We start from the raw sequence: 15,330 nt of genomic DNA, 5'->3' as shown, positions 1-15,330 counted from the left end.
TCTATCCTCCATTTTTGAAAAGTGCGGATCTTTTCTTCTGCCCGCCGCTGATTGTCAGTGATCGAGTGCCTTGACGATATTTTCGACCATTTTCTTGGCGTCGGCGAAGAGCATCATGGTGTTGTCGCGGAAGAACAGTTCGTTCTCGACGCCGGCATAACCGGAGCCCATGCCGCGCTTGATGAAGAGCACGGTGCCGGCCTTGTCGACATCGAGGATCGGCATGCCGAAGATCGGCGATTTCGGATCGGTCTTGGCGGCCGGGTTGGTCACGTCGTTGGCGCCGATGACGAAGGCGACATCGGCCTGGGCGAATTCCGAGTTGATATCCTCAAGTTCGAACACTTCGTCGTAGGGCACGTTGGCTTCGGCCAGCAGCACGTTCATGTGGCCTGGCATGCGGCCGGCGACCGGATGAATGGCGTATTTGATCTCGACGCCCTCGGCCTTCAGCTTGTCGGCCATCTCGCGCAAGGCATGCTGGGCCTGCGCCACCGCCATGCCATAGCCCGGCACGATGATGACCTTGGAAGCGTTCTTCATGATGAAGGCGGCATCGTCGGCCGAGCCCTGCTTGACCGGACGCTGTTCGACTTCGCCGGACGCTGCCCCGGCCGTCTCGCCGCCAAAGCCGCCTAAAATGACCGAGATGAACGAGCGGTTCATGCCCTTGCACATGATATAGGAGAGGATCGCGCCGGAGGAGCCGACCAGTGCCCCGGTGATGATCAATGCCAGATTGCCGAGGGTAAAGCCGAGTGCCGCCGCCGCCCAGCCGGAATAGGAATTGAGCATCGAGACGACCACCGGCATGTCGGCGCCGCCGATCGGCACGATGATCAGACCGCCGAGGATCAGCGACAGGATGACGATGAGCCAGAAGACGAGATGGCTCTCGGTCAGGACCAGCGCCACGACGAGAACGACGATGGCGATCAAAAGCCCCGCATTGAGGAGATGGCGGCCCGGCAGCATGATCGGCTTGCCCGACATGCGCCCATCGAGCTTCAAAAAGGCGATGATCGAGCCGGTGAAGGTGATGGCGCCGATGGCAACGCCAATCGACATCTCGATGAGCGCCTGGCCATGGATCGAGCCGACCTCGCCGATGCCGAAGGAATCCGGCGAATAGACCGCAGCGGCGGCCACCATCACCGCGGCAAAGCCGACGAGCGAGTGGAAGGCGGCAACGAGCTGCGGCATCGCCGTCATGGCAATGCGCTTGGCGATATAGGCGCCGACGCTGCCGCCGATGGCAAGGCCGACAACGATAAGCCCGAGCCCCTTGAGGCTCGGCTCGGCCAGAGCCAGCGTCGTGGCGATCGCGATGGCCATGCCGGTCATGCCGTAGAAATTGCCCTGGCGGCTGGTGGTCGGATGCGACAGGCCGCGCAGCGCCAGGATGAACAGGACGCCGGAAACGAGATACAGAAAAGTTGCGAAATTAACGCTCATCGTTCAAATCTCACTTTTCTTTTTTCTTGTACATGGCGAGCATGCGGTGGGTGACGAGGAAGCCGCCGAAGATATTGACGCTGACGAGAACGAGCGCGATGAAGCCGAAGCCGGTGGCAAAGCCGCTGGCCGAGAGACCAACGGCCAAGAGCGCCCCGACGACGATGACCGAGGAAATGGCATTGGTCACCGCCATCAGCGGCGTATGCAGCGCCGGCGTCACCGACCAGACGACATAATAGCCGACGAAGATGGCGAGGACGAAGATGGCCAGGCGGAAGACGAAGGGATCGACCGCACCGCCGGTGACCGCATGCGCCGCAGCGCCTGCCGCATCCGGCATGGCTCCGGCGGCCTGACGCACCATCTCGGCCGCCTGGTTCAAGGCATCGAGCGCCTTGTCGAGGGTTGCATCGGCAGCCATCATGCCTCTCCTTCCGTGCTTTTAGCGGCAGTCTTTGCTGCAGGGGATGGGGCTGCAGCGGGTTTGGCAGCAGCGGTCTTTGCGGCTGTTTTGGCTTTTGGTGTCGCAGTCTTGCTGGGGGCGGTTTTGGCCGTCGCCGCTGCCTTTGCGACAGGCGCTTTGACTGGCTTGGTTGCCGCTGGCTTGGCAGGAGCAGCCTTCTTGCCGGCGGCGGGCTTTGCCGCTGAGGCTGCAGGTGCTGACGCTGCAGTTGCAGCACTGGCGAAGTTCGGATGCACCACCTTGCCGCCATGGGTCAGCACGGTGGCCTTGACCAGTTCGTCGTCGAAATCGATCTTGATGACTTTTGCATCCTTGTCGACCAGGGTCTCGACGAAGGCGAGGAGGTTCTTGGCGTAAAGCTGCGAGGCGGTCGCGGCAATGCGGCCGGCGACATTCAGGTGGCCGACGATCTTGACGCCGTCGACCTCGGTAATCTTGCCGGCAACCGCGCCTTCGACATTGCCGCCGCGCTCCACCGCCAGATCGATGAGGACCGAGCCCGGACGCATGCGCGCATACATCGCGCGCGTGACCAGCCTTGGTGCGGGACGCCCCGGAATGAGCGCCGTGGTGATGACGATATCCTGCTTGGCGATATGGTCGGCAACCAGGGCCGCCTGCTTGGCCTGATATTCCTTCGACATTTCCTTGGCGTAACCACCCGCCGTCTCGGCTGCCTTGAATTCCTCGTCCTCGACCGCCAGGAACTTGGCGCCGAGCGAGGCGACCTGTTCCTTGACCGCCGGACGCACATCGGTTGCCGTCACCACCGCGCCAAGCCGCCGCGCCGTGGCAATCGCCTGCAACCCGGCAACACCGACGCCCATGATGAACACTTTGGCCGCAGGCACGGTGCCCGCAGCCGTCATCATCATCGGAAGCGCGCGGTCATATTCACCCGCCGCATCGATCACTGCCTGATAGCCGGCAAGATTGGCCTGGCTCGACAGGACGTCCATGACCTGCGCCCTGGTGATGCGCGGCATGAATTCCATGGTGAAGGCCGTCACCCCCGCATCGGCCAGCGCCTTGACCGCCGCATCATTGCCGTAAGGGTCGAGCATGGCGATGACGACCGCACCCTTTTTATAAGCCTTGAGCTCGGCGGAGGAAGGCCGGCGCACCTTCAGCACCACATCGGCCCTGGCGATATCAGCCGCCTTGCCGATCGTCGCCCCCGCTGCGACAAACTCGCCGTCCGGTATGCGCGAGGCAACCCCGGCGCCAGCCTCGACAACAACCGCAAACCCGAGCGCTGTCAGCTTCTTGACCGTCTCCGGCGTGGCAGCCACGCGAGTCTCGTTCGGCGCGGTTTCCTTCGGAATAGCGACCCGCATCATCAGGCTGCTCCTTTTATGGGGTTTCTAATGGGGCAACTTGATTCCGTTAAACGGCTGCTGGAACAGGTCAGGATGCCATTGCAGGTCTGGCCGTCACGGCAGCCACTTCGGGGAAGGTGGGATAGAGTCCCCTCACACGCCCCATCTGCTGGGCAAGCGCAAGCACGCTGTCGATAAAGGGCGTATCCACGTCGCAAAGCCGGCCCATTTCTTGCACGGATGTCAAAAGTGCGTCGAGTTCGATAGCGCGGCCCTTGTCGACATCCTGCAGCATGGACGTGCGGTGCGCGCCAACGCCCGCAGCGCCGTCGATGCGGCGCTCGACATCGACCCGGAAGGTCGCGCCGAACTTTTCGCCGATTGCCTGGGCCTCGAGCATCATATTTCGCGCGAGGGTCCGCGTACCCGGGTCGGTGGCGACGATGTCGAGCGTTGCGCCCGTCAACGCAGAAATCGGATTGAAGCAAAGATTGCCCCAGAGCTTGACCCAGATGTCATTGCGAATGTCGTCATAGAAACGTGTCTTCAAGCCGCCAGCCTCCATCACAGCCGCCAAACGCTTGACCCGTTCGCTGTTGCTGCAATCCGGTTCGCCGAGGCCAAACTGATTGCCGTAAATGTGCTTGATGACGCCGGGACCAATGATTTCCGTTGCGGGATAGACCGTGGCGCCGATGACGCGCTCAGGTCCAATCGCATCCCACTGGCGGTTATCCGGGTCGACGCTCTGCAGCCTGAGATCGGCCACGCTCGGATGGAGGCCATGAAAATACCACCAGGGAAGTCCGTTCTGGGCCGTCACCACTGCAGTGTCCTTACCCAGAAGCGGCGTCATGTCCTCGGCAACCTGCCACGCCTGATGGGCTTTCAGCGTGACGATCACATAATCCTGGACACCGAGTTCACTTGCCTTGCTGGTAGCCGGCATGCGCTCGATGATTTCCGTACCGTCCACCAGGAGCTTCAAACCGTTCTGCCGGATCGCGTCGAGATGCGCACCTCTGGCAACGATGGAAACGTCAGCGCCGCCGCGCTTGAGCATCACTGCCATGTAACCACCGATCGCGCCGGCGCCGTAAATGCAGATCTTCATTGTTTTCCTCCTGCTCGCCCTTTTTGGATCGTTCTGCCCCCGTGTGATCTTCAGGGATCTGGTTTTTGTCACTTGTTCCGGCCTGGTGATTGGACCGACAGGCAGACACGCGCCATCTGCCCCATAATCTGTGGTATACATAATCCCAAGAAATTCTCGAATGTCAATCCTGCCGACTGGAGCGCAAAGAGGATTCGACGAGAAAAGACGCGCGGAAATGCTGTTTGGCTTGTGAGCCAGCGCCAGCCGCCATTCCGGGTGGCAAAACACCGCAGCATGAATCCTGCATAGATGTCCTATATCATGGTGGCTCTATCTCCTCGCATTCCGGGTGCTCGCCAACGCCCTGCAAAAAAGCCGTTTCGGAATCATAGATGTCACGTTTTCTGCCGGATACCTTCACCCTGCTGCTTGTGTCGACGGTGGTTTTCGCTTCATTCCTACCGATCGACGGCATCCCGGCAGACTACTTTGCGTTGGCAACAAAGTTTGCGATTGGTCTTCTCTTCTTCCTGCATGGCGCAAGGCTATCGCGCGACGTCGTCGTGGCAGGTCTTCTTCACTGGCGATTGCATATCGTCATTTTGGCCGCCACATTCGTCCTGTTCCCATTATTGGGGTTGACCACAAGCGTTCTTGTTCCCGAGTTTTTGTCGCCTTCCCTGTACACCGGGATAATCTTTCTTTGCGTCCTGCCCTCCACCGTGCAGTCCTCCATTGCCTTTACATCGATAGCAGGCGGCAACGTTCCGGCCGCAATCTGCGCTGCCTCGGCGTCGAACATTTTTGGAATGTTCCTTACCCCATTGCTGGCTGGCGTTCTGCTCACGGCCAGCGGACATGCCGGTTTCTCTCTCGACGCACTGCGGTCTATCTTTCTGCAGTTGCTTGCGCCGTTCGTCCTGGGCCAGATCCTGCAGCCGTGGATCGGTAATTTCATCAGAAGCAAGAACAAAATTCTCATGCCTGTCGACCGGGGATCAATTCTTATGGTCGTGTATGGAGCGTTCAGCGCGTCCGTAAATGAAGGATTGTGGCAGACGACGTCCTTGCATGATTTGGGCATTCTGCTGGCGATCGATATCGCGATTCTAGCGATCGTGCTCGCGGTCACGAGGTTTGGCAGCCGTTTGCTCGGCTTCTCCAGGCCCGACGAGATCGCAATCACATTTTGCGGATCGAAGAAAAGTCTTGCAAGCGGCGTTCCCATCGCCAATGTGCTGTTTGCCGGGCAGGCCATCGGCAGCATCATCCTGCCAATAATGCTTTTCCATCAGATACAACTGATCGTTTGCGCTGTTATCGCCCGCCATTATGCCAGTGCAAACGTTCGGAAAAAAGCAGCCGTGGTGTTGTGAAGTTCTTAGAGCTCTTCCGGTCGCTTGCCACCCATGGCCCGCGTCAGTTCATCGGCGGCGTCGCGTATAACCGGGCCGAGGACGATCAGCTTTTCCTTCGGTAACCGCACTGCCGGTCCCGAAATCGACATTCCAGCGATTGCCTCGCCATGCTCGTTGAAGATCGGCGCCGCGATGCAGCGCATGCCGAGGGTGTGTTCCTCATCGTCTATCGACCACCCGCGCGAACGTATCTCCTGAATGTTCTTCAGGAGCGCCGGTAGCGTATCCAGTGTGTGATCGGTGAAACGGGCAAGCTGCTTGCCGCCCACGGTCCGGCCAATTTCGGCGTCCGACCACGTCGAAAGGATAGCCTTGCCAATGCCGGAGGCGTGGATAGGGCCGCGCCGTCCAGGCCGGTAAAAGGCACGCATCGGCGCATGGCTTTCGACCTGGGAAATAAACACCACATCGCCGTCATCCTCGATGCCGATATTCGCGGTTTCGCCGCATTCCTCCATCAGCCGCTTGAGGAAACGGCGGCTGATCGTGCCAAGTTTGCGGAAGCGCAGGAACGCATTGCCAATCGCAAAAGCCCCGACCCCGATAGTCCAGTCGCCCGTTTCCGGATCGTGGGCGACCATGCCGTGGTTTTGCAGCGAGGTCAGCAGGCGATGGATGGTCGAAGGCGCGAGGCCGGTCTGGTCGGCAAGCTCCGAGAGCGCCGAGCCATCATGGTCGGCGATGATAGCGAGAAGTTTCAAGCTCCTGTCGAGAACCTGCACCGAAGACGGCGCCGCGTCCGCTGCAGCCTTGCGACCCCTCCTGCCTTTGACCGGTTCGATAACAGACACAATCGCTCCCTTGTTCCATCCCCTGGCACGATCCAGCCATAGACCGGCAAAGCGGATTTATCCAGTTTTATTGAAAGTCATTATTTCCATAGAATGAGAATAATTTCCATTATGTGTTGAAAAATGCGAATTTTGGGTTACAGTTCCACCAAAATCTGGAGGAAATGATCATGACAAAAATGCGAGCCGTTGATGCGGCAGTTCGTATCCTGGAGAAGGAAGGGATCGATTGCGCCTTTGGTGTCCCGGGAGCGGCGATCAATCCGTTTTATTCGGCGCTGCGGGCGCGTGGCACGGTCCGCCACATCCTGGCGCGCCATGTCGAGGGCGCCTCGCATATGGCCGAGGGCTATACCAGGGCTGATGCGGGCAATATCGGCGTCTGTATCGGTACTTCCGGCCCGGCCGGAACGGATATGATCACCGGCCTTTATTCGGCGTCCGCCGATTCCATCCCGATCCTGTGCATCACCGGGCAGGCGCCGCGCGCCCGGCTCGACAAGGAAGACTTTCAGGCCGTCGACATCGCGTCGATTGCCAAGCCCGTGACCAAGTGGGCGGTAACCGTCATGGAGCCGGGCCTTGTTCCCTATGTCTTTCAGAAGGCTTTCCATATCATGCGCTCGGGCCGTCCGGGTCCTGTGCTGATCGATCTGCCGATCGACGTGCAGCTGGCGGAGATCGAATTCGATCCAGATACCTATGAGCCCCTGGAGCCTTACAAACCCGCCGCGACACGAGCGCAGGTGGAAAAGGCGCTGACGATGCTCAACGCAGCGGAGCGCCCGCTGATCGTTGCCGGCGGCGGTATCATCAACGCCGATGCTTCCGACCTGCTGGTGGAATTTGCCGAAATCACCGGCGTTCCGGTTATTCCCACATTGATGGGCTGGGGCACGATCCCCGATGATCACCGGCTGATGGCCGGGATGTGCGGCCTGCAGACCTCGCATCGCTACGGCAATGCGACGATGCTGGCCTCGGATTTCGTTCTGGGAATTGGCAATCGCTGGGCCAACCGACACACGGGCAATGTCGCGACTTACACAGAAGGAAGAAAGTTCGTCCATGTCGATATCGAGCCGACGCAGATCGGCCGGGTCTTCGCGCCGGACTTCGGCATCGTGTCCGACGCTGGAAAGGCGCTGAAGCTTTTTCTGGACGTTGCGACCGAGTGGAAAACTGCCGGCAAACTGCGCGACTGGTCGAAATGGGCGGAGGAATGCCAGGAGCGCAAGCGCACGATGCTGCGCAAGACGCATTTCGATCAGGTGCCGTTGAAGCCGCAACGCGTTTACGAAGAGATGAACAAGGCGTTCGGCCGCGACGCCTGTTACGTGACGACGATCGGGCTCAGTCAGATCGCAGGCGCGCAGTTCCTCAATGTCTATAAGCCGCGAAACTGGATCAATTGCGGACAGGCCGGTCCGCTTGGCTGGACCTTGCCGGCGGCGCTTGGCGTGCGTGCTGCGGATCCGCACCGACCGATCGTTGCTCTCTCGGGCGACTATGACTTCCAGTTCATGATCGAGGAACTTGCCGTCGGGGCACAGCATAAACTGCCGTATCTGCATGTCGTCGTGAACAATTCCTATCTCGGCTTGATCCGACAGGCACAGCGTGGCTTCGACATGGACTTCGAGGTCAGTCTGGCCTTCGACAACATCAACGCCTCCGGCGATGCGGAGAAGGGCTATGGCGTTGACCATGTCGCTGTCGCGGAAGGGCTCGGCTGCAAGGCCATCCGCGTCCGCAGCCCGAACCAGTTCGCGGAAGCATTCGAAGATGCGAAGGCGCTGATGGATGAACATCAGGTGCCGGTGGTCATCGAAGTCATCCTGGAACGCGTCACCAACATTGCAATGGGCATGGATATCAACGCGGTCGTCGAGTTCGAGGAACTCGCGGAGCGGCCCGAAGATGCGCCGACTGCTGTTGCAGCGTATCTCGACTGAGGAGGATGAAATGCCGAAATTTGCAGCCAATTTAACGATGCTTTTCAACGAGATGCCATTTCTCGAACGCTTTACGCTGGCGAGCGAAGCGGGATTTGAGGCGGTGGAGTATCTTTTTCCGTATGACTACAACGCCGACGAGTTGAAGCGGGAACTGACCGAAAACAATCTTGTCCAGGTCTTGCACAATCTGCCTGCCGGCAACTGGGCATCGGGGGAGCGCGGCATTGCCGTGCTACCCGACCGCATCGACGAGTTCCGGCGTGGCGTCGTCATGGCAATCGATTATGCGACGGCGCTCGGCTGCAAGCAGGTCAACTGCCTTGCAGGTATTGCTCCGGCAGGATTGAGCGATGATGTCCTGCGTTCGACCTTCGTCCATAATCTGAGGATTGCCGCACAAGAGCTTGCAAAATATGACATTCGACTGCTGATCGAACCGATCAATACCTACGATATTCCGGGGTTTTATCTGAACACGGTCGAGCAGGCGGCTTCGATCATCGAAGAGGTTGGCAGCGATAATCTGTTCATTCAGTACGATCTCTACCACCAGCAGCGAACACGTGGCGAACTCGTCGCCACCTATGGGCGGCACAAGGAACTGATCGCGCATGTCCAGCTTGCCGACAATCCGGGCCGCAATGAGCCTGGTACCGGTGAGATCAATTATCCCTTCGTTTTCAAAGCTTTGGACCAAGCCGGCTATGATGGCTGGATCGGCTGCGAATACAAACCAAAAACAGAAACGCAACGCGGCCTTGCCTGGTTGAACGAAGCTTCAACAACGCAAAAGCACGCGGATATCATCAGGATGAGGAGCTGATCACATGGCGGACATAGGTTTTATCGGGCTTGGTATCATGGGAACACCCATGGCGCGCCATTTGCAGAATGCCGGGCACGAGCTCTACACGTCGAAGTTCTTTATTGAGCCGAAACAAGAGCTTATCGACAATGGCCTGAAGATTGTCGAGAGCCCGAAGGCTCTGGCGGAAAAGACGGACATCATTATCCTGATGCTGCCGGACACGCCGGAAGTGAAGGATGTTCTCTTCGGCGAGAATGGCGTGGTTTTCGGCCTGAAGCCCGGCAAGCTCGTCATCGACATGAGCTCGATCTCGCCGATCGATACCAAGGAGTTCGCAAAGAAAATTCGCGAAACCGGCAGCGAATATATCGATGCGCCGGTGTCCGGCGGCGAGGTTGGCGCCAAGAACGCGACGCTAAGCATCATGGCGGGCGGCGAGCAGAGTGCCTTCGATCGCGCCTTGCCGCTCTTCAAACTGCTGGGCAAAAACATAACCTTGGTGGGTGATTGCGGTGATGGTCAGGTGACAAAGGTCGCCAATCAGATCATCGTTGCGCTGACCATCGAAGCCATATCGGAGGCGCTGGTATTGGCGTCGAAGGCCGGCGCCGACCCGGCTCGGGTACGGGAAGCGCTGATGGGCGGGTTTGCCTCCTCCCGCATTCTGGAACTGCATGGCGAGCGCATGATCAAGCGGACCTTCGATCCGGGGTTCCGCATATCGCTGCACCAGAAAGACCTCAATCTGGCACTGCAGAGCGCCAAAACACTGGGTGTTTCATTGCCTAATACTGCCTCGACGCAGGAATTGTTCAACAGTTGTGCTGCAAACGGCGATAGCGGTCTCGATCATTCCGGCCTGGTGAAGGCGCTGGAACGTATCGCCAATCACCAAGTCGCCTGAAACTCTACTGCGGCGGCCATCTGACGCGATTTTCTGTGCTTCCGCATCCTGATCTGTAGTGACGCGATTTCGCGTCGCTGCGCCGAATCTAGAGCGCCGACAATTTTCGCCGGGCAATTGCCATGGTACGTCTTGAGAAGATAAGACCCTCCCATTGATTCCCGTTTCCCAGTTCTGGCGAGAGTTCACCATGGCGACCAATACACCACCGCGGATACTCTGTGTCGGGGCGCTGACCATGGATACGATTTTCCGGCTCGACAGGTTGCCGCCGGGACCCGGCAAATTCATTCCGCTCGAAGCAATCGAAATTGCCGCCGGCATGGCATCGAGCGCCGCCGCAAGTATCGCCCGCCTTGGCGGCGATGTCTCGCTCTGGGCGTCCGTCGGGCCGGACGATATCGGGCGGCGGGTCATTGAGGAACTGACTGCCGAGGGTGTGGACTGTTCCCATGTTCGGCGCATCGAAGGCGCGCGTTCAGCCTTCTCGACCATTTTCGTCGATGCCGTGGGTGAGCGGATGATCGTGCCCTACTACGATCCGAAGCTCTTGTCCGCGCCGGAGACAACGCCGCCGATCGCCGATGGCACCTACGATGTCGTCATGACCGACGTACGCTGGCCGCTTGCCGCCGCGCAAGCGCTGAAGGCGGCGCGAGAGGCTGGCGTCCACGGCGTCCTCGACGCCGACACGGCATCGCTCGAGACATTGGAAATGCTGATGCCGCTTGCTTCGCATATCGTCGCCTCCGAGCCGGCGGCGGAGAAGGTGACGGGTGAAAGTGATCCGGAACGGGCAGCCGTTGCTCTTGCAGCACTTTATGGCCGCGACGGCGAATTCATTGCCGTGACCGGCGGCGACAAGGGCTCTTTCTGGTACGATGATCTGGAAGGCGAAGTCCGTCACATGCCGGCCTTTCCCGTAGATGTCGTGGACACGCTAGCGGCGGGCGACGTTTTCCACGGCGCATTCGCTTTTGGTCTCGCGCGCAGCTATCCGATGTACCAGATCATGCGCTTTGCCAGCGCTGCCGCCGCAATCAAATGTTCCCGCTTTGGCGGCAGGGGCGGCGCGCCGGCGAAATCCGAAGTCGACGCGCTTCTTTCCCAGCATCCCGAGGATTGAAACAACTCCGTAAAAAGTCAGTGCGTTTTTGTTGACTTTCAACTGACATGTCAGTATGTCTTTAGTCGTAAACGGCATGGGAGAAGCAAGTGTCTCGGGATCGATTTGGGCTGTCCGCCGCGCTGACCACGCCATTTGATGCCGAGATGCATATCGATGTAGCGAAAGCCGTCGATCATGCCCGGCACTGCCTGAACAGCGGCTGCAGCAGCGTCACGCTGTTCGGAACGACAGGCGAGGGTTCCTCCATCGGTGATGAGGAGCGGGGAGTCGTTATCCAGGCGTTTCTCGACGCGGGGATCGAGCCGAAGCAGATTGTGGTCGGCGTCATGGCCAACTCTTATGTCGACGCGGCGGTTCAATCGCGCCATGCGCTTGACGCGGGTTGCCGTGGCGTATTGCTCGCTCCTCCGTCTTATTTCAAGAATGTCAGCGACGATGGACTTTTCGTCTGGTTTTCCTCGGTCTTTACGGAGATCGGTGTGCGGGTGAGAGACGTCATCCTTTACAATATCCCTTCCGTTACCGCCGTTGAAATTTCGGTCGAACTTGTCAGCCGTCTGCGCGAAGCTTTCCCGAAAGTCGTGGCAGGTGTGAAAGATTCATCCGGAAACTGGCCCTTCACCGAAAAGCTGCTGGCAAAGCACAAGGATCTGGCAATTCTTATAGGTGACGAGCGGTCACTTTCTGCAGGCGTTCGTCTTGGCGGGCAGGGGGCGATTTCCGGCATGGCAAATCTCTATGCGGACCGTCTTTTGCCAATGGTCAATGAAGGCCGCGATGATCCGGCAATGATCGAGGCGGTCAACGAGCTTTTGAAATTTCCTGTCACGCCGGCGGTAAAGGCTCTAGTCGCCTACCACGCCGGCGATGACGGGTGGCGCCGGGCACGCGCGCCACTGCAGGCTCTTCCGGATTTGGACTACAAGCGACTGACTGGCATCTTCGACCGCTTGTTTGTGGCGGCTGCCGCGTAATAATGGAGAAGCAATACGAGTCGGGAGGACGGGCATGGATGATGGTAACGAGCCGGTAAGACTGCGAGAGAAGGCCTATGCGAGCTTTACGGAGCATCTTCTTGCCCGTGATATCAATCCGGGGCAATTCGTGTCGCAGCGCCAGCTTGTTGCAATGACCGGTATGCCGCTGGGAGCCATCCGCGAACTTGTGCCTCGCCTGGAAGCCGAGGGACTGGTCAAGACGATTCCGCAGCGTGGGATCCAGATTGCGCATATCGATCTCAACCTGATCCGCGAGGCCTTCCAGTTTCGCCTGTTCATGGAAAAGGAAGCGGTTGCCCTCTTCTGCGTTTCGGCATCCGATGAACTATTGGCCCGGCTGCGTAAAGAGCATGAAGACACACTTCAGGAGGCGCTGCAGGGCAAGGAGAGGCCAGAGCTCGAATTGCGCGCGCAGACGATCGACTGGAACCTGCACGAAACGATCATCGACTCGCTCGAGAACGGGATCATAGGCAGGGCTTACCGGATCAATGCGATCAAGATGCGCCTGATCAACCAGGAGCGGTTTCGTATCACCGGGCGCGTCGTCCCGGTCATGCGCGAACATCTGGCGATCCTTACGGCGATCGAGACCCGCGATCCGCAGACTGCAATGGATGCGATAGCAGTGCACATCAACAATGCAAGGAATTTGGCACTGAAGCTTTAGAAACACTGGCAATGGGAGTTGCCGTGCAAAGTCACAAGAGGAGGAAACAATGAGCATGAAATTCGTCAAACCGACGCGTCGCCAGTTCCTGGCTGGGTCTGCGGCACTTGGTGCCGCGAGCATCACCGGGCTGAAGCCGGCATTTGCCGCTGTGGACTGGAAGAAATATGCGGGCACGACCCTTGAGGTCAATCTGATCAAGAGCCCGCGCGGCGATATCCTGCAGAAATACCAAAAGGAATTCGAGGACCTGACGGGGATCAAGGTCAATGCCGAACAGACGCCCGAGCAGCAGCAGCGCCAGAAGGCGGTCATCGAGCTGACATCCGGCAAACCTAGCTTCGATGTCATCCATATCAGTTATCACGTGCAGAAGCGCCAGTTTGAGAAAGCTGGCTGGCTCGCTGATCTGACGCCGTTCCTCAAGGATCCGAGCCTCACCGAGGCTTCCCTGACCGAGAGCGACTTTGCGCAGGCGGGTCTCGATTTCGCCAAGGACAAGAACGGCCGCTTTGGCGGACTTCCCTTCTCGGTGGATTATTGGATCATCTACTGGAACAAGGATCTCTTCGCCGCCAAGGGCGTCGAATACCCGAAAACGTTTGAGGAACTTGTCGCTGCCGCTGAAAAGCTGACCGACAAGGATGCAGGCACCTATGGGTTTGTTGCGCGCGGAATGAAAAACGCCAATACCCCTGTCTGGGCAAGCTTTATGCTCGGCTACGGCAAGAGCACCGTGATGGACGGCAAACTGCAATCGGACACGCCGGAATCCATCGAGGCCGCCAAACTCTACCAGCGTCTGATGACCAAATGCGCACCGCCCGGCGTGACAGGGTTCAATTGGGCCGAATGCCAGTCGAGCTTCCTGCAGGGCAAGGTTGGCATGTGGATGGATGGTATCGGCTTTGCGCCGCCGCTGGAGGATCCCAAAAAGTCGCGTGTTGTCGGCAAGGTCGGTTATGGAGTCATGCCAAAGGGGCCCGGCGCACAGGCAGCCCCGACATTCGGCGACGGTATCGGCGTGACCGAGGGCTCGTCGAAGAAGGAAGCAGCCTACCTCTATTGCCAGTGGGCGATTTCAAAGGAGATGGGTGCACGTCTGCTGCAGTCCGGCTCCGGCGTTCCCTTCCGCAATTCGGTGCTCAATGACCCGGAAATCCTGAAAGGCGTGACCATGCCTGCCGAGTGGGCAAGCGTGCTTTCAGAATCGGCAAAGGTGAGCCAGCTTTGCCTGCCGGTCATCGTTCCGGTGACCGAATTCCGTGACGTGATGGGTGTGGCCTTGACCAATGTCATTGGCGGTGCCGATCCGGCAGCGGAAATGAAACGTGCGACGGAAGAATTCCGTCCGATCCTGGAAAAAAGCGAAGCGTAGCGTAGCAGCATGACAATTACCGCCTCGACCATGACCAATGAACAGCAAAGTGCCAAGGTTAAGAACGGCGATGGCCGGTTCACGCCGAGCTATTGGCCGTTTGTTATTCCGGCACTGGTCATCGTCGTGGCGGTGATTGTTTTTCCATGGGTGTTCACCCTGTGGATGAGTGTCAATGAATGGCATCTTGGCGGGGAAAAGAGCTTTGTCGGCGGTGCCAATTTCGTGCGGCTCGCAGGTGACGCGCGCTTCTGGCAATCGATGGGGCACACGGTGGTCTATACCGTCCTGTCCGTCGTGGCACCGCTGTTTCTCGGCACGATTGCGGCGCTGGTCTTCGACAGCAAGTTGCCGATGCGCGGGCTTTTGCGCGGTATATTCGTCATGCCGATGATGGCGACACCCGTCGCGGTCGCTCTCGTCTGGACGATGATGTTTCACCCGCAACTGGGGGTTCTCAACTATCTGCTGTCGCTGATAGGTATCGGCCCGCAGGAGTGGATATTCAACCAGAACACGGTGATCCCCTCGCTGGTGCTGGTCGAGACATGGCAGTGGACGCCGCTGGTCATGCTCATCGTTCTTGGCGGTCTTGCTGCCATGCCCCGCGATCCTTTCGAGAGTGCCGAGATCGACGGCGCCAATGGCTGGCAGAAATTCCGCTATATCACCTTTCCGATGATCCTGCCGTTCATGATGGTGGCAGTGATCATCCGTTCCATCGATGCCTTGAAAAGCTTCGATATCATCTTCGCCATGACGCAGGGCGGGCCCGGCACGGCGTCGGAAACGATCAACATCTATCTCTATAATGTCGCCTTCGCCTACTACGACATTGGCTATGGTTCGGCCATCGCCGTGGTCTTTTTCATCGTCATCATCACCATGTCGCTTGCGCTTCTGCATCTGCGCCAGCGGACCAAGTGGAACAGTTGAGGGA

At 58.8% G+C, this 15,330-nt stretch carries 14 protein-coding genes; 9 read left to right on the top strand and 5 right to left on the bottom strand.

Annotated features, from left to right (window positions below; translation table 11 throughout):
* Positions 1-54: 54 nt before the first annotated feature.
* The 4 genes from N8E88_RS00490 to N8E88_RS00475 all read right to left on the bottom strand — a co-directional run bounded on the left by N8E88_RS00490 (position 55) and on the right by N8E88_RS00475 (position 4,354).
* A complete protein-coding gene (locus N8E88_RS00490) occupies positions 55-1,455 on the bottom strand; it encodes an NAD(P)(+) transhydrogenase (Re/Si-specific) subunit beta (protein ID WP_262290536.1) in 1,401 nt (466 codons plus the stop codon).
* A gap of 10 nt (positions 1,456-1,465) precedes the next feature.
* Positions 1,466-1,879 (bottom strand): NAD(P) transhydrogenase subunit alpha part 2, encoded by a 414-nt coding sequence (locus N8E88_RS00485; RefSeq protein WP_262290615.1) that lies wholly within the window; start codon positions 1,877-1,879, stop codon positions 1,466-1,468.
* Complete coding sequence (locus N8E88_RS00480; protein WP_410010501.1) at positions 1,879-3,261, bottom strand: Re/Si-specific NAD(P)(+) transhydrogenase subunit alpha; 1,383 nt, start codon at positions 3,259-3,261, stop codon at positions 1,879-1,881. Before N8E88_RS00480 ends, N8E88_RS00485 begins: the two co-directional genes overlap by 1 nt.
* Before the next feature lie 67 nt (positions 3,262-3,328).
* Positions 3,329-4,354, bottom strand: a complete 1,026-nt coding sequence (locus N8E88_RS00475; protein ID WP_262290535.1) for a 2-dehydropantoate 2-reductase — start codon at positions 4,352-4,354, stop codon at positions 3,329-3,331.
* Positions 4,355-4,728: 374 nt separating this feature from the next.
* On the opposite strand from N8E88_RS00475, the gene N8E88_RS00470 reads away from it, so the two are divergent.
* Entirely contained in the window at positions 4,729-5,712 is a 984-nt protein-coding gene (locus N8E88_RS00470) for a bile acid:sodium symporter family protein (RefSeq protein ID WP_262290534.1), read from the top strand.
* Positions 5,713-5,717: 5 nt separating this feature from the next.
* Here N8E88_RS00470 and N8E88_RS00465 read toward each other — a convergent pair whose 3' ends face one another.
* Positions 5,718-6,548, bottom strand: coding sequence for an IclR family transcriptional regulator (locus tag N8E88_RS00465; protein ID WP_410010504.1), 831 nt, complete (start codon positions 6,546-6,548; stop codon positions 5,718-5,720).
* Positions 6,549-6,715: 167 nt separating this feature from the next.
* Between N8E88_RS00465 and gcl the strand changes: the two genes are divergently transcribed.
* The 8 genes from gcl (at position 6,716) to N8E88_RS00425 (ending at position 15,326) form a co-directional block, all read left to right on the top strand.
* On the top strand, positions 6,716-8,500 hold the full coding sequence (gene gcl, locus N8E88_RS00460) for a glyoxylate carboligase (RefSeq protein ID WP_262290533.1): 1,785 nt from the start codon (positions 6,716-6,718) through the stop codon (positions 8,498-8,500).
* A gap of 10 nt (positions 8,501-8,510) precedes the next feature.
* Positions 8,511-9,326 carry a hydroxypyruvate isomerase gene (hyi, locus tag N8E88_RS00455; protein WP_262290532.1) on the top strand — a complete coding sequence of 272 codons (816 nt, stop codon included), beginning with the start codon at positions 8,511-8,513 and terminating at the stop codon, positions 9,324-9,326.
* Positions 9,327-9,330: 4 nt separating this feature from the next.
* Positions 9,331-10,215, top strand: a complete 885-nt coding sequence (locus N8E88_RS00450; RefSeq protein WP_262290531.1) for a 2-hydroxy-3-oxopropionate reductase — start codon at positions 9,331-9,333, stop codon at positions 10,213-10,215.
* A 190-nt stretch (positions 10,216-10,405) separates the two neighbouring features.
* Positions 10,406-11,341: a PfkB family carbohydrate kinase gene (locus tag N8E88_RS00445; protein ID WP_262290530.1), complete on the top strand. Its 936-nt coding sequence runs from the start codon at positions 10,406-10,408 to the stop codon at positions 11,339-11,341.
* 146 nt (positions 11,342-11,487) lie between these two features.
* A complete protein-coding gene (locus N8E88_RS00440) occupies positions 11,488-12,318 on the top strand; it encodes a dihydrodipicolinate synthase family protein (RefSeq protein WP_262290612.1) in 831 nt (276 codons plus the stop codon).
* Between the two features lie 34 nt (positions 12,319-12,352).
* A complete protein-coding gene (locus tag N8E88_RS00435; protein WP_262290529.1) occupies positions 12,353-13,012 on the top strand; it encodes a GntR family transcriptional regulator in 660 nt (219 codons plus the stop codon).
* A gap of 49 nt (positions 13,013-13,061) precedes the next feature.
* Complete coding sequence (locus N8E88_RS00430; protein WP_262290528.1) at positions 13,062-14,390, top strand: ABC transporter substrate-binding protein; 1,329 nt, start codon at positions 13,062-13,064, stop codon at positions 14,388-14,390.
* A gap of 30 nt (positions 14,391-14,420) precedes the next feature.
* Positions 14,421-15,326 (top strand): carbohydrate ABC transporter permease, encoded by a 906-nt coding sequence (locus N8E88_RS00425; protein ID WP_262290611.1) that lies wholly within the window; start codon positions 14,421-14,423, stop codon positions 15,324-15,326.
* Positions 15,327-15,330 lie beyond the last annotated feature (4 nt).

The organism is Phyllobacterium zundukense (assembly GCF_025452195.1).
Classification (GTDB): domain Bacteria; phylum Pseudomonadota; class Alphaproteobacteria; order Rhizobiales; family Rhizobiaceae; genus Phyllobacterium; species Phyllobacterium zundukense_A.
Note: the sequence above shows the minus strand (reverse complement) of the source record. Positions and strands in the feature narration are given on the sequence as shown.